Here is a 22,317-nt window from a genome sequence, read left to right on the forward strand (position 1 = left end):
CAGCGCGCGCCGATCCTTACCGGCCTTAGGAGACCCCATGAGCCCGACCAAGACCCAACTGCATCCCAAGCGGGACCTGAATGACATTGCCGCCGTCAGAATTCCCGACAGCAAGCTTGCGCGCGAGATTACGGAGATCGTCCGCGACACCGAGTCCGAGTTGCTCTTCAATCACTCGAGCCGGGTCTACCTGTTCGGCGCGTTGGCGGGCGAACATCGCGGCCTGAAATTCGACCCGGAGTTGCTCTATATGGGGGCGATGTTCCACGACATGGGCCTGACCAAAGTCCACAGCAGCGCCGACGAACGCTTCGAGGTCGACGGCGCCAATGCGGCGCGGGATTTCCTGAAGCGGCACGGGATCACACAGACCGACATCGAGACGGTGTGGACAGCGATCGCGCTGCACACGACGCCCGGCATTCCGAAACACATGCATCCGGTCGTCGCGCTGGTGACGGCGGGCGTCGAGATGGACGTCCTTGGCCTGTCCTACCGAGAATACTCCGACGCCGAGCGCGAGGCGATCGTGAACGCGTTCCCGCGCACGCCGCATTTCAAGGAAGACATCATCCAGGCCTTTTATGACGGCATCAAGCACAAGCCGGATACCACATTCGGCAACGTCAAGGCCGACGTTCTCGCGGACAAGGACCCGCATTTCCGGCGCGGGAACTTCTGCAGCGTGATCCGCGGATCGCACTGGCAAGGCTGATCGGCATCCTCCCCGAGTTCATTTCTTATCGGTGAGGTCAAGCGCATGGCTTGCGCCGGGCGCATCTCGAAGCCATGCCCGAGCAAACCGAAACCAATCACGTCGGTGATCGCGTGGAAGCTTGCGGGTCGCTCAATCTCTCGAGATGGCTCTCGGCGAGGTGTTGCTGCGACAATGGTGCAATCGGACGCCGACGACCGCAATTTCGAACAAGCAAAAAAGGATCTCGTTGCTTACGTTGAACTTTGAGACCGGGTGACACGGAGAGTCGATCAGCAGCGCAAGCGTCGACCAGAAACTGAGCAGAGACCTTATGCGGCATAGACTATCTCCGCGAGCATCCGGCAATTCGCGGCTGCTGGCGCCCCTGGCCATCCTCCTGGCCGCCGGGATATTCGCTGTCGATACGATCGATCAATTTTCTGGGGATGTCTCGGTCCTCTATGTGGTCGTTCCTCTGCTCGGAGCAGGTGCCTTGCGCAGGCGTGGCATTGTCTTGTCCTCACTCGCCTGTATAGCGCTCACCTTATTGAGCTTCTGGCTCGTTCACGGGATCGACGCCAGTGGGGGCGCACTCAGCCGCTGCCTCATGAGCATCGCGGCCATTGCCATTACCACCCTTCTTGTCCTTAAAAACCAGGCGACCTCGACGGATTTATCCGAAAAGGCCCAACTGCTCGATTTGACGCATGACGCAATTTTCGTACGCGGCATGGACGATCTGGTCACCTATTGGAATCGTGGCGCCGAGGCCATTTATGGCTGGTCTGCGGAATACGCAGCCGGAAAGTCCACCCACCAGCTCTTGCGGACGGTCTTTCCAGCTAGCCTGTGTGAAATCAATCAGGAGTTGCTGAGGTCCGACCGATGGGAAGGCGAACTCGTGCACACGAAGCAGGATGGATCCGCCATTGTCGTTTCCAGCCGCTGGTCGCTGAAGAAGGATGCCGATGGCAAACCGCTGGCGGTTCTCGAAACGAATACGGACATATCACAGCGCAGGCAGGCCGAAGTCGAAGTCCTGAAGGCACAGGCCGACCTCGCCCATGTGACACGCCTCACCACATTGGGTGAACTGACGGCCTCGATCGCGCACGAGGTGAACCAGCCGCTTGCTGGCATCGTTTTGAACGGCGAGGCGTGCCTGCGGTGGGTCGATCGGGACAAGCCCGATTTGGATGAGGTCCGCAGCGCGGTCAGGCGGAGTATCGCCGACGCTCAGCGCGCCAGCGATATCGTCCGTCGAATTCGGTCGCTGGCCAAGAAGGGCGACATCGAAATGTCTCTTGTCGACCTGAACGACATCGTCAACGAATCCCTCGTGCTGGTGCGGCGTGAGCTCATTACAAATCGCATCGCCCTGAAACTAAACCTGGCCAATCGGCCGATGCCTGCACTTGGCGACCGAATTCAGCTTCAACAACTCCTGATCAATCTCCTGATCAACGGGATTCAGGCAATGACCTCCAGCGACAACGACTTACGCGAGATTATCGTTACGACATCGATCGATGAATCGAACCAAGCGAATGTCAGGGTCCAGGATTCGGGACCGGGAATTGATCCCGGCAGTGCGCAGCAGTTGTTCAAGGCCTTCTTTACCACCAAGGCGAACGGAATAGGTATGGGGCTATCGATCTGCCGGTCAATCGTCGAGGCACATGGAGGCCGTGTATGGGTCGTCCCCAATCCGGGCCGCGGCGCGATACTCCAATTTTCCCTGCCACGCGTCGAAAAGGATGCCGAGTCATGACCCGAGGCCCCGGCCTTGCCTCCCAGCAACAGGGCAACAACGGCATCGTGCCTCCGACTGTCCTGGTTGTGGAAGACGATGCGTTGTTGCGCGAAGCCTTAAGCAGCCTCTTCCGATCTGTTGGTATGCGTTGCCAGCTTTTCGGTTCTGCTCCCGAGTTGCTGAACAGCCAGCTTCCCGATGGTCCAAGCTGCCTTGTGCTCGATATCCGGCTGCCGGAGGTGAGCGGGCTCGACTTTCAAACGCAGTTGGGCAAGGCAGGCATTCACCTTCCGATTATTTTCATGACTGGTCATGGCGACATTCCTATGTCTGTGAGAGCCATGAAAGCCGGCGCGGTCGATTTCCTCACCAAGCCCTTCCGAGATCAGGATATTCTGGATGCCGTCAACGGCGCTCTCGATCGCGACAGGCAACGACGAGAGAGAGACCGGGCGCTGTCGGAGCTCCAGACCCTTTTGCGCACCCTCACTCCCCGGGAGCGCGAGGTGATGGCGTTTGTCGCGACTGGATTGATGAACAAGCAAATCGCTGGCGAGCTGCAGCTCAGCGAAATCACCGTGAAAATCCACCGGGGTCGTCTGATGAAAAAAATGGGCGCCAGAACGTTAGCCGACTTGGTGAGAATGGCGGCCGCCCTTAGGATAACTGCTCCCAAGAAATAGGTTTGTCACACTTCTGTATAACTTTCTCTTTCACGGCCAAAGGCGCAATATATCGCCTAGAAACAGTCGTTGAAACAGCAATGCTCGGATCATCGGCGAGTACTAAGGAACAGTCCATTGATCCGAAATACGATGATCTCGATCATCGATGACGACGAATCCGTTCGATTTGCAACTGCGGGCCTCGCTAGATCGCTAGGCCTCATCGCAACTGCATTCGAGTCGGCGGAGGATTTTCTGAGATCATCCATCCTGGAAGATACGTCATGCTTGATCTGCGATATCCAGATGCCCGGAATGACGGGAATAGAATTGCAAGACCATTTGATCGCACATGGCTATCAGATACCGATCATTTTGATCACCGCCTTCCCCGAAGAACGTGTCCGGAAGCGTGCTCAGGAAACGGGCGCCATCGGCTTCTTTGGCAAGCCGTTCGATAGCCAGGCCTTGATCAGGTGTATCGATTCGGCACTTGGAAAACCTAGTTCGCGCTAAAAGCAGAGACCGCGTGCGCAGCGAACAAATGCGCCTCATCAATACTATCCAATCAATCGTGATGCCAAAGTACGCGTTCGGTCGTCGAGCGAACAGAACTCCAAACAACTGCCGCATCAAGCAGTGAGACGAATATAAAGCACCTATGGTGTCAATAGATAACGGATCTCGTGCGGAATAAGCAAGGAGTACTTCATGCAACGCGCAGCAACAACAATCTTGACAGGCGAAGGCGGGCTTAGCCGCTATCTCGAAAAGATCAAACATCTCCCGATGCTGACGCCAGAGCAGGAACAAGCACTGGCGAAACGCTGGCGCGAGCACAACGACCCGGAGGCCGCTCACCAACTGGTGGTGTCGCATCTTCGCCTCGTTGCCAAGGTTGCGATGCGTTACCGCGGGTATGGATTGCCGATCTCGGAGGTAATATCAGAGGGCAGCATCGGCCTGATCAAGGCGGTCGATCGCTTCGAACCGGAGCGCGGCCTTCGTCTAGCGACCTATGCGATGTGGTGGATCAAGGCGTCTATTCGGGAATATGTCCTGCGCTCCTGGTCATTGGTGAAGATGGGCACGACACCCAATCAAAAGAAGCTGTTCTTCAATTTGCGGCGTCTCAAGGCTCGCATCTCGGCGCTTAACGATGGTGACCTGCATCCAGATCAGGTGGAACTGATCGCATCCAGTCTTGGCGTGACCGAGCAGGAAGTTGTCTACATGAACAGCCGCATGGGCGGGGACGCGTCGCTCAACTCCCCCCTGCGAGGTCAGGCCGAAGGCGAATGGCAGGATTTCGCTGATCGAGGGCGAGGACAACCAGGAGTACAAGCTCGTTCAGGTCGAGGAGGACTCCAGCCGGCATAGGGCGCTGATCGACTCGCTTGGCGTGCTCAACGCACGCGAGCGGCGCATCCTTGAGGCGCGTCGGCTTGCAGATAACCCGAGGAGTTTGGCAGATCTCTCCAGCGAATTCGGCATTTCGCGCGAGCGGGTGCGCCAGATTGAGATGCGCGCCTTCGAAAAATTGCAAAATGCAGTGAAGGTCGTCTATGCGAAGCGTGCCGAAACCCAGGCGCTGTCAGCATGAAATAGGTGGACGATAGTACCAATGACAGGAGGGGGGAGCGGGTCGGCTGCGTACCCTCTCGTGCCAAAGGGAGAGGCGCCTGTATTTCCTGCTCTCGGCTTACGAAAGAGGCGTCGGCTCGATGCTGTGGTTCCCTAGCCCGCGAATCCGAGAAAGCCGCAAGGGCAAGCAACACCGGGCAATTTCTGCACAGCAATTCCGTCCCCTGTGTGTGACCCTGCCACGACAATCTGAGTGCGCAGGAGTTCGACATGGCCACCAATCGCGGAGTCGCGTATCTCGAACCCAGCAGGGTCGAAGTCCGGAAGATCGATTTTCCAACTTTCCGCAATCCAGCAGGGAAGGAGATCGATCACGGTGTCATTCTCAAGGTCGTTTCGACCAACATCTGTGGCTCCGACCAGCACATGGTCCGCGGCCGCACCACCGCGCCGGCCGGCATGGTGCTGGGCCATGAGATCACCGGCATGGTGATCGAGAAAGGCCGCGACGTCGAGTATCTCGAGGTCGGCGATCTAGTGTCGGTCCCGTTCAACGTGGCGTGCGGACGCTGCCGCACCTGCCGCGAGGGCGACACCGGGGTCTGCCTTCACGTCAATTCCGATCGCGCCGGCGGCGCATACGGATATGTCGACATGGGCGGATGGATCGGTGGGCAGGCCGAGTACGTCATGGTGCCCTATGCCGATTTCAACCTGCTGAAGTTTCCGGACAAGGCACAGGCGATGGAAAAGATCCGCGACCTAACCTGCCTGTCCGATATTCTGCCCACGGGTTTCCACGGTGCAATCACCGCCAAGGTCGGTGTCGGGTCGACCGTGTACGTCGCTGGGGCGGGGCCGGTCGGGCTGGCGGCCGCCGCAGCCGCGCGCATCCTCGGCGCCGCTGTCGTGCTGATCGGTGACATGAACCAGGAGCGGCTCGCGCACGCCAAGAAGGTCGGCTTCGAGCCGATCGACCTCTCCAGACACGATCGGCTGGGCGAACTCGTCGCTGATGTCCTCGGCTTCCCGGAGGTCGATAGCGCCATCGACTGCGTCGGGTTCGAGGCCAAGGGGTACAGCGGCGATGGCCATGTCGTCGAAGCGCCTGCTGTCGTGCTGAATAGCCTCATGGAGGTCACCCGCCCGGCCGGCGCCATCGGCATCCCCGGACTGTATGTGACTGAAGATCCTGGAGCAAAGGAGAAGGCAGCCAAGCTTGGCAATCTCAGCCTTCGCCTGGGTCTCGGCTGGGCAAAATCCCACAGCCTCCACACCGGACAGACTCCGGTCATCAAGTACAATCGGCAGCTCATGCAGGCGATCTTGTGGGACAGGCTGCCGATCGCCGACATCGTCAATGTCAAGGTGATTACCCTCGACCAGGCGCCGGAGGGCTATAAGTCCTTCGACGCCGGCATCGCGAACAAGTTTGTCATCGACCCGCACGGAGAAATCGCAAAGGTAGCTTGAGCACGGAAACCGCGTCGATGATCGACAAGCTCGCAACGAGCCAATGCGATGGCCCGCATACCGCTCGCGCCAACGCACAATGCCCACGAGTATTGACTGAGAGAAGCTGAGCGCCGCACCCGACGAGTGGCGATTTTGTGAGACCTGACCTGCGATCCACCGCCAAGCCGCAGTGTTCCTCGCCGCAAGCGCTTATGTTTCCAACCTCCTGGTGCACCGGTCGTGCAACATCGGCGAATGAAGCTACGTGGACGCTTGCATCGAGGCGTGCTGCCGTCCCACGTGATGCTCGGCGCCTAGAAGGGCATAGCCGCCGAGATGCCCAGCAGCCAGCGCCGCCATGCATCCACTCATCGAAATCTGAATGATGAATGCCGCGCTGGCTCGCCGGATGCCCGAACGCGGCGCTGCAGAGGCATGGCCGTCCGTCACACACTGCAATCACGGAACGTCTTGGGCCGCTCATAAGCTACTGCGTTCGTGTCGGGTGATCCGTTGCGAGACGTCGGCTCCTGCTCTGGAGCAAAATCCCTTGCGGCCGAGATCTATGATCGCAGCATGCCGTAGGGCGCATCTGCCGGTGCGCCATGCAATCAACAAGAAACAAATGTAATTACAAGATATACGTATATCAAATAAGTGTATTATACCGAGAAATACCTCCTGTATCTACATCAGTGTAGCTTTCAACACCCAAGAAAGCCGAAACCATAGGAGTGTATTATGAAAAGATCAACGACAATATTGGCGACGATCGCCCTGGGCGCAATGCTGGCAACAGGCACAGCGACCGTCTCGATGGCACGCGGCGGCGGCGGTGGCGGCGGTCATGGCGGCGGAGGCCACGGCGGTGGCTTTGGCGGGGGCGGCCATGCCGCAAGCATGGGCGGTGGCGACTTTGGCGGTAACCGCGGCGGTGGCTTTGGCGGTAACCGCGGCGGAGGCTTTGGCGGCCATAGCGCAAGCATCGGCAGGGACATCCATGTCAGCGGCAGTCATGTCGGCGGTCATGGGTTCAGAAGGGGCCGCGGTTACGGCAGTGACTTCTATGGCGACGGCTACTGCGGTTACCCCTACCCGTATCATGAATATCAAGGGCTTTTCCCATACTGCCCGTGATTACCGCAGCCTCATCGAATCTGGCCTCCACAGCGGGTGGAGGCCGGATCCGAGTCTCGAAAAGGTCTTGCTTGCACGCCTGCCGAACTGTGACTTTGACCTGGATTTAGAACGCATCATCGGCGCCGCGAAGCACTCAACAAAGCATATGTATAGTTAGAGACATATATGTATCAACCAAACGTACTATTCAGATACAGATATTTTTCTCTATATAAATATAGCTTTCAACAATTTCGGAAGTATCAACCTCTGGGAGTGTATTGTGAAAAAATCAGCAACAATTCTGGCGACGTTCATTTTGGGTGCAATGCTGGCGACCGGCTCGGCTACGGTCTCCATGGCGGCACGCGGCGGTGGTGATGGCCATGCGAAGGACTTTAGCGATATCGGCATTGGCAACCGCCAGCCGAAACACCCGCACCGCAAGGTCTTTTTTAGTGATCCGGCATATAACTACCAGTCTTGGTGGAACTACGATACCGATGCTGCTTACTGCTCGTTTGATGCTGTAAACTCAAGCTACTACGGAGCCAACGGAATGTGGCACTCTTGCCCATGATCCAATCCGATTAGAGTGGTTTGGCTGGACCTTTGTACTCGCGAATGCCAATGCATGGCGCTGAGGCTCTCGCAGCGAGCGACCTTGTTATCGGCGTCTTGCGCTACGCTGACATGGCAAATTCCGTGACCTAAAACAGCACGTCGAGAAAGGACAGACCTGGTGAGCTCGGCCAACGGATCAGTGACGTCCCGACGTCGATTGCGCAACTCGGCCGGCCGGGGCAAAAGCTCGGCCAAGGGATCCCGCGGGGCAGCTCTGAGGGACCTTTAGCCAAACACATCATCCTGTTCTCACCACGACTGTTGTGTACCGCAAGGGAATCATACGCCGCGCTTTAAGTCTTTGTTTCACCGGATGATCGTCGATTCCAAGCTAAATTCACCAAAGATCGGCGTCGAGATTTTATCGCTATCAACTCGTGATGAGATATATGAAGTGACATTTCGCCGGCTTCCAGCACCTGCGCGTCGCAACAAGGATCGACATGGTCATGTCGGCTTTGTTGCTCTCGAACGTTCTTGAGCGCTGACCGATGGTCCGGGCGGCGCGCTCGGGTATGTCAATTCCCACCCGCCACCGAGCGCTTTGTACAGTTGGACGAGATTGATCGAGATGTTGGTCGTGCTCTGCGCATGATCCTGTTCGGCCTGAAGCAGTATACGTGCGGTGTCGAGCACGGTGGTGAACTCGGTGACGCCGTCATTGTAGCGGTCACGGGCCAGCGACAAGGCTTGCCGCAGATGCTGAACCTGCATGGCCAACCGGGCGCTACGCTGCCGTTCTGTCCGGTAGGCGACGAGGGCATTTACAACCTCGTGCCAGGCTTCCAGCACCGTCCTGTGATAGGCGATCGCCGCCTCCACCTGTTGCGCCTTGCGAAGCTGCAACGTCGCCTTCAGCCGGCCGCCCTCGAAGATTGGTATCGAAATGCTCGGCCCGACACTGGTTGGGATTGCGTGGGCCGTCAATTGGCTCGCGACCTTGAGGGCGTCGAAGCCCACCGACCCATTCAATTGGAGGGATGGATAGAACTCGGCGACCGCCACTCCGATGTCGGCGGTGGCTGCGTGAAGCTGGGCTTCCGCGGCGCGGATGTCCGGGCGCCGCCGCGCCAGCTCGGAGGGAATGCCGATCGGAACCCGGGCAGGCCTCGGCACCACTTGTTTCCCGGTGGCGAGTTCGCCGCGCAGCGCATCCGGAGGCAGGTCGAGCAGAAAGCTCAACGCGTTGATCTGCTGCGCTTCCTGCTGTTCCAGGCTGGGCAACTGGGCACGAACGGCTTCGACCTGCGCCGCGGCGTTCTCGACGTCGAGACTGGTCGTCAAGCCCCTCTGCTGACGCGTTTGCGTCAGCTGCAAAATGTCCCGCTCGATTTTCAGATTGTCATTGGTAATCCTGATCAAGGTCTGCGTCCCACGCAGCTGGATATAGTCGCGTGCGGTTTCGGCGAGGCTCGAGAGCAGCGCGTTGCGCCGCTGTTCCTCCGAAGACTGAACTTGCGCATCCGCCGCTTCGACCTGACGGCGGACATGCCCCCAAAGATCGAGCTCCCATGATGCATCGAAGCCACTGGTAAACAGGTCGTCCGGCTTTGCGGAAGAAATAGTGCTGTTCGGCGAACCAAGCAGACTGTCGATCAAGGTGCCTTTGGCACTCACATCGCTAAGATTTTGATGTTGGTACCTAGCGCTGCCATTCAGGCTGGGCAGTTGGGCGGAGGCCACGGCACCGCGCTGAAAACGGCTTTCCGCGAGCCGGACGGTCGCAGTTTGCACATCAAGGTTGGCGTCCGCAAGGCGCTGCACCAGCGAGGTAAGGGTCGCGTCGTGAAAGGCCTGCCACCAGGCGGGGTCGACGGGCTCGAGAATCGCCGTGCCCGATCCCGCAGAATTCGCCGCTGCAGCACTGTTGGTAAACCAGTGTTTCGGCAGCGCCGAATCCGGCCGGACAAAGTCGGGTCCGACAGTACAAGCTGTCAACGCGAACGTGCTGGAAATCAGTGCCAGGGTGCTTAATTTATGACCCATGATCAATCCACGTGGCTGGCGCCCACGCCACCGGCGGCCCTCTTCCCCGATAGAAGGAAGCAGAAGGGAACGGTGAGGAACGCGACGAAGGAGAAGAACAGAAAGACGTCCGAATAGGCGAGAACGGCAACTTGCGTCCGAAATGTCTGGTAGACCTTTCCTACCGCGACGCCATGCACCGATGCTGCGGCATGCCCGGTCGCGATCAACGCACGTTCGTATTGATCCACCAGCGCATTGTAGGGTTGGTGAAAGGATGAGGCCCATTCCGACAGATAGGACTGCCGGATCTGACTCCGCTCTGTGACCATCGAAGTTGCGACAGAAATCCCTATCGACCCGGATACGTTGCGGACCATCGAAAAGAGGGCCGCCGCATCGCCGCTCAGTTCGCGCGGCAAAGTGAGATAGGTGGTCGTGCTGATCGGTACGAACAGAAACGCGAGCGCGGCAGCCTGCCAGCTACGCATCAACACGAACGTCGGGAAATCGATGTTTGGTGCCAGATGGCTCGAGAAGAAGAGCGCGCATCCCATCACAAAAAAACCGGCTGCCACGACGAACCGCGTCTGGACGATTGTCATGAGACGGCCAACCAATGGAATGAGGACGATGACGATAATGCCGCCCGGAGAAAGAATGAGCCCCGCCCAGGTTGCGGTATAGTCGAGAACCTGTTGCGCGAGCTGCGGAATCACGACGGCGCTGGCATAGAGTATGCTGCCCATCGCCGCGATCATCGCGCAGCCGGCGGCGAAATTCCTATCCTTGAACACGTCGAGATTGACGATCGGTTTCCTGGCAATCAGCAGCCAGCCGATCGCGCCCGCGATCCCCAGGAAGGCGAGAAGCGCCATGAACACGATGAAGGACGAACCGAACCAGTCGTCGTCTGTGCCGCGATCCATCATGATCTGCAGGGATCCGAGACCAAGCGTGATGAGTGACAGGCCAACATAGTCGAGCCCCCGGCTCTTCCTGTTTTTCACCCACGGCGGATCCTCGACGAGTATCGAATTCAAAACAACCGCGAGGATGCCGACGGGTACATTGATGAAGAAAATCCAGCGCCAGGTCGACTGATCGGTGATGATGCCGCCCAGTGTCGGACCAAGGACCGGGGCGACGACGGTGGCGATCGCCGTGACGCCGAATGCGGCCGCACGCCTGGCCGGCGGAAACGTATCCAGGATGATCGACTGCTGGTTTGGTTGCAGGCCGCCGCCGAAGAAACCCTGCAGCAACCGGAAAACGATCAGTTCGCCCAGGCTGGTCGACGTTCCGCACAAGAACGAGAAGACCGTGAACATGGTGATGCAGATCAGAAAGTAACGTTTGCGCCCGAAAAAATTGCTCAGCCAGCCAGAAATGGTCAGCACGATCCCGTTTGCTACCAGGTAGGAGGTGAGCGCCCAGGTCGCCTCGTCATTGCTCGCCGACAGACTGCCCGCGATGTGCGGCAAGGCAACATTGACGATCGTGGTATCGAGGACTTCCATGAAGGCGGCAAGAGTAACCGAAACCGCAATGAGCCAGGGATTGTAACGGGGCTTCCAGGTCGCGCCGTCGTCGACTGTAGGGTTGCTCATCGAACCGTTACCATCGGAACCACCGATATCCCGAGCGGTAGCGGGACCTTGAGATCGAGCCCGCTGTCGATCACGATCTTGACCGGCACGCGTTGAACGATCTTTACGAAATTGCCGGTGGCGTTTTCGGGTGGGAAGGCGGTGAACTTCGACCCGGACCCCATCTGGATACTGTCGACATGGCCATGCAGGTCGAGGTGAGGGTAGCCATCCACGTCGATCTTCACGCTCTGGCCGGGCCGCAGACCATCAAGCTGGTTTTCCTTGAAGTTGGCTGTGATCCACACGTCCGGTGAAACGATTGAGAAAATCTGCTGCCCGGGCGTGACGTAGTTGCCCATCTCCACGTTGCGCCGGGTTATCCAGCCATCGTGCGGCGCCGTCACGACCGTCCAGGAGAGGTTGAGCGCTGCTTGATCAAGCTGCGCTTGAGCCTGCTCGACTTGCCCGTTCAGTTGTTCGACCTGCGCATCGCTCTGGCCGATGTGCTGCTCGACCGGTGAACTCAGCTGAACCTGGGCTTCGGCCTGCATAGCTTGCGCTTTGCTTTGGCGCAGCGCGGCCAACGCGGCGTCGACCTCCTGTTGCGTTGTCGCGGCTTTCGGCAGAGTGCTCTGTCGGTCATAGTCGGCCTGGGCCTTGGTCAGATTGGCCTGTGCCGTCAGCAATTGAGCCTGGGCCTGTTGGAACAGAGCGGGGAAATTCTTGCGGGCGATTTCGGCCATAAGCCGCTGCCCCGCAGCTTGCGCCTTGGCGCTGTCGAGGGCTCCCAGTGCCCGATTCCGCTCGCTCGTGTAGGAGCGCGGATCGATATGGATCAGCGGATCACCTTTGTGGACATATTGGTTGTCGGTCACGTCCAGCGACACGACGAGGCCCGAAACCTGCGGCGCGATGGAGACAGCCCGCCCATCGGTATAGGCGTCATCCGTGCTCACCAAGTTGAGGTTCGTATACCAGTAGTAGAACCCGCCGAGGACAAGAACAGCCAGGACAACGAAACCGATGATGAAGACGGCAGGCTTGCGCCCTCGGTGTCCTGTGTCTGAACCGCCTGGTCCGCGCGTGTCCTGCTCACTTTCGACAGCCGCCTCAGGCTTCTCCTCAGCGGGCAGCAGGCCACCAGGCACTTGCTGGTCGGATTCGCCTTCACCAGGGCGGCTATCGGCGGTTATGGAGATAGTGCGATTCGGAACGCGAGCATCGGTGACAAGCGATTTTGTGCCTGCCGCGCTCTCGCGGATAGGCGCGCTTGCCGTCAGCACCTTGGACTCGTCATTGGCCTGGGGGAGTGGACTGATCCTGGCCGTTTGGGACATCGGGCGCCTCTTTCATGCGAACTGCCTTGAGACGTTTTCCCGATGTCGTCGCTTTCGCCTGGCGACCGCAGACAGGCTCTCGGCAGAAGCCGGATTGCCATTCTTGAATCAGCGGTCACGAGCTAGGGCTGAGGATCAATCCGTTATTCGGGCAATTTGGCTGTCTCTCTTTCTACTTACGTTAAAGAGCCGGAGACCATGCGATCCATCCCACAAAGGTATAGGAGAATGAAGTAGAAGTCTGAAAGGCTCATACGTTGGTTTGTAGCGGAGACTTCATCTTGCCGATGCGTTTGCTCGGACGCGCCAGAATAATCCATAGCGAACAACGAAGTTCTCCATTAGACACTGCTGCTACACCACCGTCACATGCTCGGATTGGCGTGCGAATAGGGAAATCCAGCCGCCTTTAGGGAAGAGCGCTTCCCCTCCATCTGGCATCATCCCCCTATCTGCTCGGACGAACCCGATACCAATCCAGGGATGAAATCCGTTAGGTGCTGCGTCCGCGCCCAAAACCCTTGGCCGCGCGGCGTATAAGATCGGAGCGGCGGCAATACTACGACGTTGTTTCACCTATGCCAACATCTAGACACACGAGACGACGGTAGTTCCAATGCGAAATGAGCATAATGTTGCGATGCCAAGCTTGCTGATCACCGTGGCGATCGCACTATTGTCCAGCGGGCCGAGCTTCGCGCAAGTCAGCACGACCACGCCCGCAATAGGAATGACTTCGCCCCTCTCTGCAGTTGGTTCGCCCCTCAATCCGGTTGGTACTAATCCGGTTGGTATTCCCTTGGGCGCTGTCGAGCTCGATCCTGGTGGCTTGACGACGTTCAGCTCGGCAACGACGTCTGGCTCCATGGGCAGCGCGGGTAGCTCCATGGGAATCGCGAATAGTTCCATGAGCAACTCCGGGTGTACCAATGTCGTGGCACCAGGTGTTCTGGCGTCAAGTTCCGGGGTTGCCGGAAGCACTTCCACCCCTTCCACTTTCGACGGCGGCGGCATGAGCGGAACCACGTCCACGAGCGGGATGTCGTCTGCGAGCTTGACGGGTTCCACAGCATCGGGCACCTGCAACTCGACAAGCTCGAGCACGTCGGCTTCCAGCACCACAGCGACACTATCAACTACCACCGGGACATCGTCCGGGACATCGTCCACGAGTGTTGGGACTCCGGTTGGGATTCCGCTCGGGTCTTCAGAACTCGGCAATTTGGGAGTGAGCTCGATAACGGGCATTCCAACACCCAATATATCCGATCCGGTAACAAGCCCGAGCGTGACCGTTCCAACAGTCGGTACACTAGGCACGTCCTGCGTCAGCACGGGTGTGACAGGCACAAGCAGCACGTTGTCGACATCTGGCTGCTGAAAAAAGCGATCCCTTAAGAGCCGTCTCTCGTAGGAGCCCTCGATGCGCAAGCGACCCTTTATTATTGCCGCGCTGCTGATCATAGTCGGTGGCGTTGGTCTTGCAGCAAAGCACATCTACGATCCTTCCGAGCCTGCGGCGGCCTCCGCTCCTCCCTCGGCGGTCCCTGTCGTTGCCGGAAAAGTAGCCAGTCAGGATGTGCCTATTTACCTTCGTGGGGTAGGAACGGTAATCGCCTACAACAACGTGGTGGTGCACAGCCTGATCTCAGGACCGATTACGAAAATCACATTCAAACAAGGCCAGACAGTAAAAAAGGGCGATCTGCTGGCACAGATCGATCCAAATCCCTATCAGGCACAAATCGATCAGATTACTGCTACCCGCGATCGCGACCAGGCGCAGCTCGTCAATGCACAGGCAAACCTGGACCGCTACACGCCACTGCTGGCGAAGGGTTTTGCCACTTCCCAACTGGTAGCCACGCAGAAGGCACAAGTGATCCAGCTCCAGGCGACAATCAAGGCAGACGAGGCTCTGCTACAGGCCGCACAGATCAATCTCAGCTACACCCGCCTGACCTCGCCGATCGACGGCGTAACGGGTATCCGGCAGATTGACGAAGGCAACATCATCCACCCGACCGATACTTTTGGCCTGGTCGACGTTGCGCAGATCCAACCGATCTCGTTGATCTTCACGCTGCCCGAGGACACTCTTCTGCAAATCCAGCAGCAGATGGCCAAGGGGGAGCTTACGGTCCTTGCGTACAGCCAGGACGACAAGACCCAGCTCGACGAAGGCAAGCTCCTGCTTGTCGACAACCAGATCGTCCAGACGACGGGCACGATCCGTCTCCGGGCCACGTTTCCGAACGCACGGAACCAACTCTGGCCGGGTGCGCTCGTCAATGCACGGTTGCTTCTCAATACCCGCAATGGCGGGCTGACCATCGCCGAGTCGGCAGTGCAGCAGGGTCCGAACGGCTCCTACGTCTATGTCATTGCGCCTGATGGAACCGCACAGATGCGGCCCGTCACCGTCGCACAGATGACCGGGGGAGAAGCTCTCATCGATTCGGGTCTCAAGGCGAACGAAACCGTCGTGGTCGACGGACAGTACAGGCTCGCGCAGGGCACCCCCGTCCAAGTGCTGCACGGCAAAGCCGCTCAACAAGCCGACCTGCAAAGCGCAGTGCAGCAGGCGATCCCGTGAACATCTCCGCCCCTTTTATTCACCGGCCGATTGCGACAGGCCTGCTGATGGTGGGCCTGCTGCTGTGCGGGCTCGCTACCTACCAGCTTCTGCCAGTCGCATCCTTGCCGAACGTCAACTTTCCCACCATTCAGGTATCAGCGCAGCTGCCCGGCGCCGATCCCGAAACCATGGCGTCGTCGGTAGCCACCCCGCTCGAGCAACAGATCAGCCAACTCCCCGGCGTGACCCAGCTGACTTCGGCCAGCGCGCTTGGCAGCACGCAGCTCACCGTTCAGTTCGACCTCAGCCGTAGCGTCGACAGTGCAGAAGTCGACGTGCTGTCGGCGATCAATGCCGCCAGCCCCTATTTGCCGCTGGGCATCCCCTATCCGCCGACCATCCGAAAGGTTAATCCGGCGGACACACCGATCCTGGTGCTCGCATTGACCTCCGATACCCTGCCCCTGACGACGGTCGATGCCTATGCGGAAAACATCCTGCTGCCGAAGATCTCGCAAATCTCCGGCGTGGGTCTTGTCGGCCTTGGCGGCCAGCAGAAGCCGGCGATCCGCGTGCAGATCAATCCGCAAGCGGCCGCCGCCCGCGGCATCGGGCTTGAAGATGTCCGCAACGTGCTCGGCGAGGCCAATGTCGATATTGCAAAGGGAACGCTCAACAGCCCGCGTCAAACCTTCACGCTCAACACCAACGACCAGTTGCTCAAACCTGGCCCTTACAATGATATCATAATTGCCTATCGCAATGGCTCCCCTGTGCGCATCCGTGACATCGGCACCGCGATCGACGGGCCGGAGAACCACTTTGTGGCAGGTTGGTTCGGCAAGAAACCCGCCATCTTGATGGCTATCCGGCGCCTGCCCGGTGCCAATGTGATCGAGACGGTCGGCCGCATTCAGGCTCTGTTGCCCCAACTCCAGGCGTCGATCCCGCCCGGCATCAAGGTCTCGGTCGTTTCAGACCGCACACAAACCATCCGTGCCTCGGTCTCGGACGTGCAGTTCACCTTGATGCTGACCGTTGCCCTGGTGGTGATGGTGATATTCCTGTTTCTGCGTAATTTCTGGGCAACAGTCATTCCCGCAATAACCGTGCCCCTTTCGCTCGTCGGCACCTTTGCAGTGCTCTATGTGTTTGGTTACAGCCTCGACAATCTGTCGCTCATGGCCTTGTCGATCGCGGTCGGCTTCGTCGTCGACGATGCAGTCGTCGTGATCGAGAACATCGTCCGCCACGTCGAAGAGGGCCTCACCCCGATGGAGGCTGCACTAAAGGGCTCGAGCGAAATCGGCTTCACCATCGTTTCGATTACGCTTTCGCTGATCGCTGTATTCATTCCACTGTTCCTGATGGGTGGCTATGTCGGCGAACTCTTCCAGGAATTCGCCGTGACGGTGAGCGTTTCACTGATCCTATCGCTGGTGATCTCGCTCACGCTGACGCCAATGATGTGCGCGCGTCTGCTCAAGAATGAGGCCAACGTCAGGCACGGGCGGCTGTATTATATTTGCGAAAGCGGCTTCGACGCGCTGCTTGGATTGTATGAACGGGGCTTGAAGATCGTCCTGCGGCACACTTTCGTTACGCTGCTCGTCATGCTCGGAACGATTGCCGTCACCGGCTATCTCTACGTTGTCATCCCGAAGGGCTTTTTCCCGCAACAAGACACCGGTCTGATTATCGGCGTCACCGAGGCCGATCAGGATATCTCGTTCCCGGCTATGGCCCAGCGCCAGCAGGCGATAATCGACACCGTGCTGAAGGATCCGGCGGTAGCCTCGGTCGGAGCCTCGATAGGAGCAGTCGGCGGAAGTACGCTCAATCAAGGGACGATGTACATTGCCTTGAAGCCCAACAACCAACGTGACGTCAGCGCCGATCAGGTGATCAACCGGCTATCTTCCCAACTCTCCAAGACCCAAGGCATAGCGCTTTACATGCAGGCGGCGCAGGACATCACCGTCGGCGGTCGAGTTTCGAAGACGCAGTATCAATACACTCTGGCCGATGCCGATTCCAACGAGCTCAACCATTGGGCGCCGATCTTCCTCGATAAGCTTAAAGGTCTGCCGGGAATCATCGACGTGGCCACCGACCAGGAGAATGCAGGACCACTGCTCGATGTGACCGTCAATCGCGAAGTCGCGTCGAGTTTCGGAATCCTCCCGTCGACGATCGACAACACGCTCGACGATGCCTTCGGCCAGCGCATCGTCTCCACAATGTTCACTCAGCTCAACCAGTATCACGTCGTTCTCGAGGTCAGCCCGGAATTCCAGTACGGTCCCGAAGCGCTGAAGGATATCTATCTGAATTCCTCGTCAGGGCAGCAGGTGCCGTTAAGCGCCCTGGTGACCAGCGTGACCAAGGCTGCGCCGATCGTGATCAATCATCAAGGCATGTTCCCGGCGGTCACGATCTCCTTCAATCTGAAACCGGGCGTGGCGCTCGGAAATGCGGTCGCCGCTATCCAGCAGTTCGAACGCGATGCCGGAAAGCCCGCTTCGCTTGCAACCAGCTTCCAGGGCAACGCGCAGGCCTTTCAGTCGGCGCTGTCAGGCACACCAATCCTGATCGGGGTGGCGCTGGTGGTAATCTACATCATCCTCGGAGTGTTGTACGAGAGTATAATCCATCCGATTACCATTCTTTCGACGCTGCCTTCGGCCGCCATCGGCGCCTTGTTGTTGCTGATGGCGGTCCATATGGACTTCAGCGTGATAGCGATGATCGGCGTTATCCTGCTGATCGGCATCGTCAAGAAGAACGGCATCATGCTCGTCGACTTTGCGCTCGAGGTCGAGAGGAACGAAGATCTGAGTCCACAGGAGTCGATCTACCGGGCTTGCACCATACGTTTCAGGCCGATCCTGATGACCACCATGGCGGCGATTCTAGGCGGCGTGCCGATGATGCTGGGCACCGGCGCCGGATCGGAAATCCGCCAGCCGCTCGGCTACACCATCGTGGGGGGGTTGGTGCTCTCGCAAGTGCTGACGCTTTATACGACGCCGGTGGTCTACCTCTATCTTGATCGGCTGGGCAGGTTCCTGGGCGGCATGCGCGGTAGGCGGGTGATGCCCATTGAAACCCCCGGCGAATGAATGCCGTCTCGCTCATGACTGCCGGTGCCGAGGCCGACAGATGCCGCCACAAGACATCAAGTTGAGGAGTTCCAGATGTTGGCTCGTTTGACCCAGGCGCTCGGCATCGCTGTCGTTGCGATTCCTGCTGGAAGCCTGCTTTTCCTTTACATGAGCGGGTCTGACGCTTCCCCGCTGGTGCCGATCGCCATGAGCGCCGCCTGCGCCCCGCAAACGGCAATGCCATGCACCGTCGCTGCTACAGCCGCCGCACGGGTGGAGGTCCCTGCAAATATCGAGACGCCGGCGGCGGAGCAGGCTGGAGCGCACCTGTTTCGGGAGAACTGCGTCCAATGCCATGGAGCTCCAGGCCTTGCCGCGACCGTCCAGGGGATGACCCCGGCGCCTCCGAACTTGTTGCTCGCCGGCCGGCGGAACGATCCCGCCGAGGTCTTCCCGAAGATCAAGAATGGCATTCCCGGAACAGCAATGCCTGCTTGGGGCGATCAGATTCCGGATCAAAGCATCTGGGCGCTCGCGGCGTTCCTTCACCATTCTCGGGGCATCTCGGCGGACGCATTCGACGCGCTGAGCACGGCAGAGGTAAAGCCCGGAGAAGGGGCACACTAACCGGCGTCCGTCCGCGACGGAAGCGAAACACCAGCCAGGGCCATCGGCGCATTCTGCCCCTCAGCCTGACGACGCCAGTTTTGGATTGAGGAGCAGCAGCGTGGCAAATGTAACAGGCCGGCCCGCGCTCGGCATGGCACTTCAGGAAATTCGCGGCGATTGAGGAGCGTTCGTCGTCCTCGGCGTCGCGAAAGCCAACCTATTCGTGGCAACTTCGGCTTCGGTCCTCTACATCGGCGCCCGCCGCGGCGGAATATCGGTATCTGCCAAGTGTCGTTGCCGCGGCTACCCCAAGAATGATTCTTGCCCATCCTTTCCATCTCCGTAAGATTACGCGCCCATTAAGACGGAGGTATAACTTAAAGTATCAAAATTTATGCCGATTAAATACTTTCGTTCCATCGCTGAATAGATTTGCTCGAAATATATCAAAGGCGCGCTTTTCATACACTTTGAAAAAGCCATCCTTGATGGAGTTTATTATGCGAAAATCAACATTAATCTTAACGACGATCGCTTTGGGCGCAGTGCTGGCGATTGGTTCGGTGTCAGAATCGATGGCCCGCGGCGGTGGTGGTGGCCACGGCGGCGGCTTCGGCGGTGGCGATCATGGCTTCGGCGATCGTGGCTTCGGTCGCGGTTATGGCGGCGTTGGGGGGTGGTGGGACGATTGGGGTCCTGACTACTATCCTTACTATGGGAACTATGCCGCAAATGACGACGCTAATGTCACTTCCTGCGAGGCGCGGTACCATTCGTACAATCCCGCCACCGGGACATATCTTGGATATGACGGACATCGTCACTACTGCTCGCGACACTGAGCCTTTCGGATCCGGGCTCCACAGACCAGTGGGGACCGGATCCCTGTGGTATCGACCGGGTGTGACTCGATCGACATGTTGGAATGAGAGCGGGGTGAGACGTGTCGCATCGCGACACCACCCGAAAGCGGCCGGCACCAGCGATCAACACAGAAAGGTAACGGTTCCAGCGCCACATCCAGGCCGGCGCTCACTGCCGTGCCGCCACCCGGCAACTGCGCAAGCAGCCGAGACCAGACGTTTGAAGAGGACTTTGCCTTGTAGAGCTAGGGGTCAAGCTTTTCGAGTGTGGCCAGCAACTTGTCCGAGGTGGCGGGAAAGTCGCGGATACGTGCGCCGGTAGCGTTATGAATGGCGTTCATGATCGCGGCTCCGGCGCCGCAAATGCCCAGTTCGCCGACGCCCTTGCTGCCGAGGGGACTGCCGTGCGGATCGGCCTCATCCAGAAACACCACGTCCATCGCGCCGACATCGGCGTTTACCGCGACATGGTAGTTGGCCAGGTCTTGGTTGATGAAGGAGCCGAAGCGCAAGTCGACATGGTTTTCCTCGAGCAGCGCCGAGCCGATGCCCCAGGTCATGCCGCCGATCATCTGCGAGCGGGCGGTCTTTGCATTGAGGATGCGGCCGGCCGCGAACACGCCGAGCATGCGTCGGACGCGCACCTCACCGGTGTCCCGATCGACGCCGACTTCCGCGAAATGCGCGCCGAAGCCGGCGTGCGAATACGCCTCGTCGAGATCGGCGGGCGTGACCGACCCCAAGGCTTCCGTCGTTCCGGAGGCGCGCCCGGCCTTGAGTTTGCGGCAGGCCGCAAGAACCGCGGAACCGGACGTCGCCGCCCCAAAAGAGCCGCCCGAGCCGGCGGTGGGCGGAAAGCGAGTGTCACCAAGGCGAACCGCAACACGGTCGACCGGCATATCCATCGTGTCGGCGGCAATCTGCGTCAGGATCGTGTAGGAGCCGGTGCCGATGTCAGTCATCGCCAGCTCGATGGTCAGCCGGCCGTCGCTCTCCAGCCGCGCCCGCGCCGTCGCGCTCTGCAGCACGTCGCCGCGGATCGCCGAGGCGACGCCGAGGCCGACAAACCAGGGCCCGTCGCGAACGCTGGCCGGCTTTGCGACGCGCTTGTCCCAGCCGAAGCGGGCAGCGCCCTCACGCAACGCCTCTGCGAGATGACGCGAGGCGAACGGCCGATCCTGCTCAGGATCGCTCTGTGTGTCATTGCGCAAGCGCAACTCGACCGGATCGAGGCCGAGGGCGTCCGCCAGCTCGTCCATCGCGCATTCGAGCCCCAGCAGGCCGATCGCCTCGCCCGGGGCGCGCATCGAATCCGAACGCGGCAGATCGAGCTTTGCGCGGCGATGCCGGGTCAGCCGGTTGGGCGCGGCATAAAGCCTGCGGGCCGCGTCGACGACCGGCTCGGTGAACTGGTCGAAGCGCGCGCAATGTACCAGTGCTTCCTGGCCGTACGCGGTCAGCCGGCCATCGCGGTCCGCGCCCAGTCGTATGTGCTGCTCGGATGCCGTGCGGTGTGTCGTGGTATGGAAGAGCTGCGGGCGTGTCATTGCCACCTTCACCGGTCGACCAAGCGTGCGGGCGCCGATCGCGGCGAGGGTCGCGTCCACATAGTACGGTAACTTGCTGCCGAAACCGCCGCCGACATAACGGGTGATGATACGGACATCCTCCTTGGGGATTTTGAACGTTCGGGCGAGACCTTCCTGCGGACTCGCCGTCAACTGCGCGGAGGTGTGCACCGTCAACATCTCGCCCTCCCATGCCGCCATTGTCGCATGTGGCTCCATCGGAGCCTGATGCTGATAGGGCGTTGTGTACTTTGCGTCGATCCGCACCTGTGCGTTGGCAAAGGCGGATTCGAAATCACCCGTGGCACTGTCGGCGGGAGCATTGCCGTCGATCCGGCCGGGGTTTTCGGCGGCAGGACCCGCGGCATGCAGGTCATAGTCACCCGGTATTGGATTGTACCGGATGCGGACCATCGCGGCGGCCGCGCTGGCCTGCTCGAACGTTTCGGCGACCACGAAGGCGACAGGAAAGCCGAAATAGAGCACCTCGTCGGTGTTGAGCGCGGGCTCTGCCCGCGCAAAGCGGTCCGGCAGATCGACCGGACCCCAGGGCGCCTGGGCCGGCGCATTGTCCTTGGTGAGCACGAGCAGCACGCCCGGCAAGCGTTGTGCATCGCGCGCATCGATTCCCGCGATGCGGCCCTTGCCGATCGATGCGCTCACGATCACGCCGTGGGCGGCGCTTCCTTGCGCCGCGTACTCAAAGGCATAGGTGGCCCGGCCAGTTACCTTCAGTCGCCCATCGATGCGATCGAGAGGAAGCCCGATTACGTCGGCGTGCTTGCTTTCGGCCATGCTCGCTTC

16 protein-coding genes and 1 pseudogene are annotated in these 22,317 nt (G+C 59.4%); 12 read left to right on the top strand and 5 right to left on the bottom strand.

Features of this window, described 5'->3' with window-relative positions:
• Positions 1–37 precede the first annotated feature (37 nt).
• From NKJ94_RS18140 to NKJ94_RS18175, 8 genes and pseudogenes are all read left to right on the top strand, one after another.
• On the top strand, positions 38–715 hold the full coding sequence (locus NKJ94_RS18140; protein WP_352526888.1) for an HD domain-containing protein: 678 nt from the start codon (positions 38–40) through the stop codon (positions 713–715).
• Between the two features lie 313 nt (positions 716–1,028).
• Positions 1,029–2,468, top strand: coding sequence for a PAS domain-containing sensor histidine kinase (locus NKJ94_RS18145; RefSeq protein WP_352526889.1), 1,440 nt, complete (start codon positions 1,029–1,031; stop codon positions 2,466–2,468).
• The gene (locus tag NKJ94_RS18150; protein ID WP_352526890.1) at positions 2,465–3,133 is read left to right on the top strand and encodes a response regulator transcription factor; all 669 of its coding nucleotides are present in this window, start codon (positions 2,465–2,467) and stop codon (positions 3,131–3,133) included. Before NKJ94_RS18145 ends, NKJ94_RS18150 begins: the two co-directional genes overlap by 4 nt.
• A gap of 132 nt (positions 3,134–3,265) precedes the next feature.
• A complete protein-coding gene (locus tag NKJ94_RS18155; RefSeq protein ID WP_352526891.1) occupies positions 3,266–3,631 on the top strand; it encodes a response regulator transcription factor in 366 nt (121 codons plus the stop codon).
• 195 nt (positions 3,632–3,826) lie between these two features.
• Positions 3,827–4,718, top strand: a pseudogene (rpoH, locus tag NKJ94_RS18160) (RNA polymerase sigma factor RpoH).
• A gap of 251 nt (positions 4,719–4,969) precedes the next feature.
• Positions 4,970–6,172, top strand: a complete 1,203-nt coding sequence (gene fdhA / locus NKJ94_RS18165) for a formaldehyde dehydrogenase, glutathione-independent (protein ID WP_352526892.1) — start codon at positions 4,970–4,972, stop codon at positions 6,170–6,172.
• A gap of 723 nt (positions 6,173–6,895) precedes the next feature.
• Entirely contained in the window at positions 6,896–7,291 is a 396-nt protein-coding gene (locus NKJ94_RS18170) for a hypothetical protein (protein WP_352526893.1), read from the top strand.
• Between the two features lie 265 nt (positions 7,292–7,556).
• Positions 7,557–7,853: a hypothetical protein gene (locus NKJ94_RS18175; RefSeq protein WP_352526894.1), complete on the top strand. Its 297-nt coding sequence runs from the start codon at positions 7,557–7,559 to the stop codon at positions 7,851–7,853.
• 491 nt (positions 7,854–8,344) lie between these two features.
• On the opposite strand, the gene NKJ94_RS18180 is transcribed toward NKJ94_RS18175, so the two are convergent.
• The 4 genes from NKJ94_RS18180 to NKJ94_RS18195 form a co-directional block, all read right to left on the bottom strand.
• On the bottom strand, positions 8,345–9,883 hold the full coding sequence (locus tag NKJ94_RS18180) for an efflux transporter outer membrane subunit (protein ID WP_352526895.1): 1,539 nt from the start codon (positions 9,881–9,883) through the stop codon (positions 8,345–8,347).
• A gap of 2 nt (positions 9,884–9,885) precedes the next feature.
• Positions 9,886–11,472, bottom strand: a complete 1,587-nt coding sequence (locus NKJ94_RS18185) for a DHA2 family efflux MFS transporter permease subunit (protein ID WP_352526896.1) — start codon at positions 11,470–11,472, stop codon at positions 9,886–9,888.
• Positions 11,469–12,791, bottom strand: a complete 1,323-nt coding sequence (locus tag NKJ94_RS18190) for an HlyD family secretion protein (protein ID WP_352526897.1) — start codon at positions 12,789–12,791, stop codon at positions 11,469–11,471. Before NKJ94_RS18190 ends, NKJ94_RS18185 begins: the two co-directional genes overlap by 4 nt.
• A gap of 588 nt (positions 12,792–13,379) precedes the next feature.
• Positions 13,380–14,222, bottom strand: coding sequence for a hypothetical protein (locus NKJ94_RS18195; RefSeq protein ID WP_352526898.1), 843 nt, complete (start codon positions 14,220–14,222; stop codon positions 13,380–13,382).
• On the opposite strand from NKJ94_RS18195, the gene NKJ94_RS18200 reads away from it, so the two are divergent.
• The 4 genes from NKJ94_RS18200 to NKJ94_RS18215 all read left to right on the top strand — a co-directional run bounded on the left by NKJ94_RS18200 (position 14,215) and on the right by NKJ94_RS18215 (position 19,924).
• Complete coding sequence (locus tag NKJ94_RS18200) at positions 14,215–15,387, top strand: efflux RND transporter periplasmic adaptor subunit (protein WP_352526899.1); 1,173 nt, start codon at positions 14,215–14,217, stop codon at positions 15,385–15,387. The genes NKJ94_RS18195 and NKJ94_RS18200 overlap by 8 nt on opposite strands.
• Positions 15,384–18,491: an efflux RND transporter permease subunit gene (locus tag NKJ94_RS18205; RefSeq protein ID WP_352526900.1), complete on the top strand. Its 3,108-nt coding sequence runs from the start codon at positions 15,384–15,386 to the stop codon at positions 18,489–18,491. The genes NKJ94_RS18200 and NKJ94_RS18205 overlap by 4 nt, the downstream gene beginning before the upstream one ends.
• A gap of 87 nt (positions 18,492–18,578) precedes the next feature.
• Positions 18,579–19,100, top strand: coding sequence for a c-type cytochrome (locus NKJ94_RS18210; RefSeq protein WP_352526901.1), 522 nt, complete (start codon positions 18,579–18,581; stop codon positions 19,098–19,100).
• Between the two features lie 296 nt (positions 19,101–19,396).
• The gene (locus tag NKJ94_RS18215) at positions 19,397–19,924 is read left to right on the top strand and encodes a BA14K family protein (RefSeq protein ID WP_352526902.1); all 528 of its coding nucleotides are present in this window, start codon (positions 19,397–19,399) and stop codon (positions 19,922–19,924) included.
• A gap of 266 nt (positions 19,925–20,190) precedes the next feature.
• Here NKJ94_RS18215 and NKJ94_RS18220 read toward each other — a convergent pair whose 3' ends face one another.
• Complete coding sequence (locus tag NKJ94_RS18220) at positions 20,191–22,308, bottom strand: xanthine dehydrogenase family protein molybdopterin-binding subunit (protein WP_352526903.1); 2,118 nt, start codon at positions 22,306–22,308, stop codon at positions 20,191–20,193.
• Positions 22,309–22,317: the final 9 nt, after the last annotated feature.

Origin of the sequence: Mesorhizobium sp. M0060, assembly GCF_040323155.1 — a bacterium.
Classification (GTDB): domain Bacteria; phylum Pseudomonadota; class Alphaproteobacteria; order Rhizobiales; family Rhizobiaceae; genus Mesorhizobium.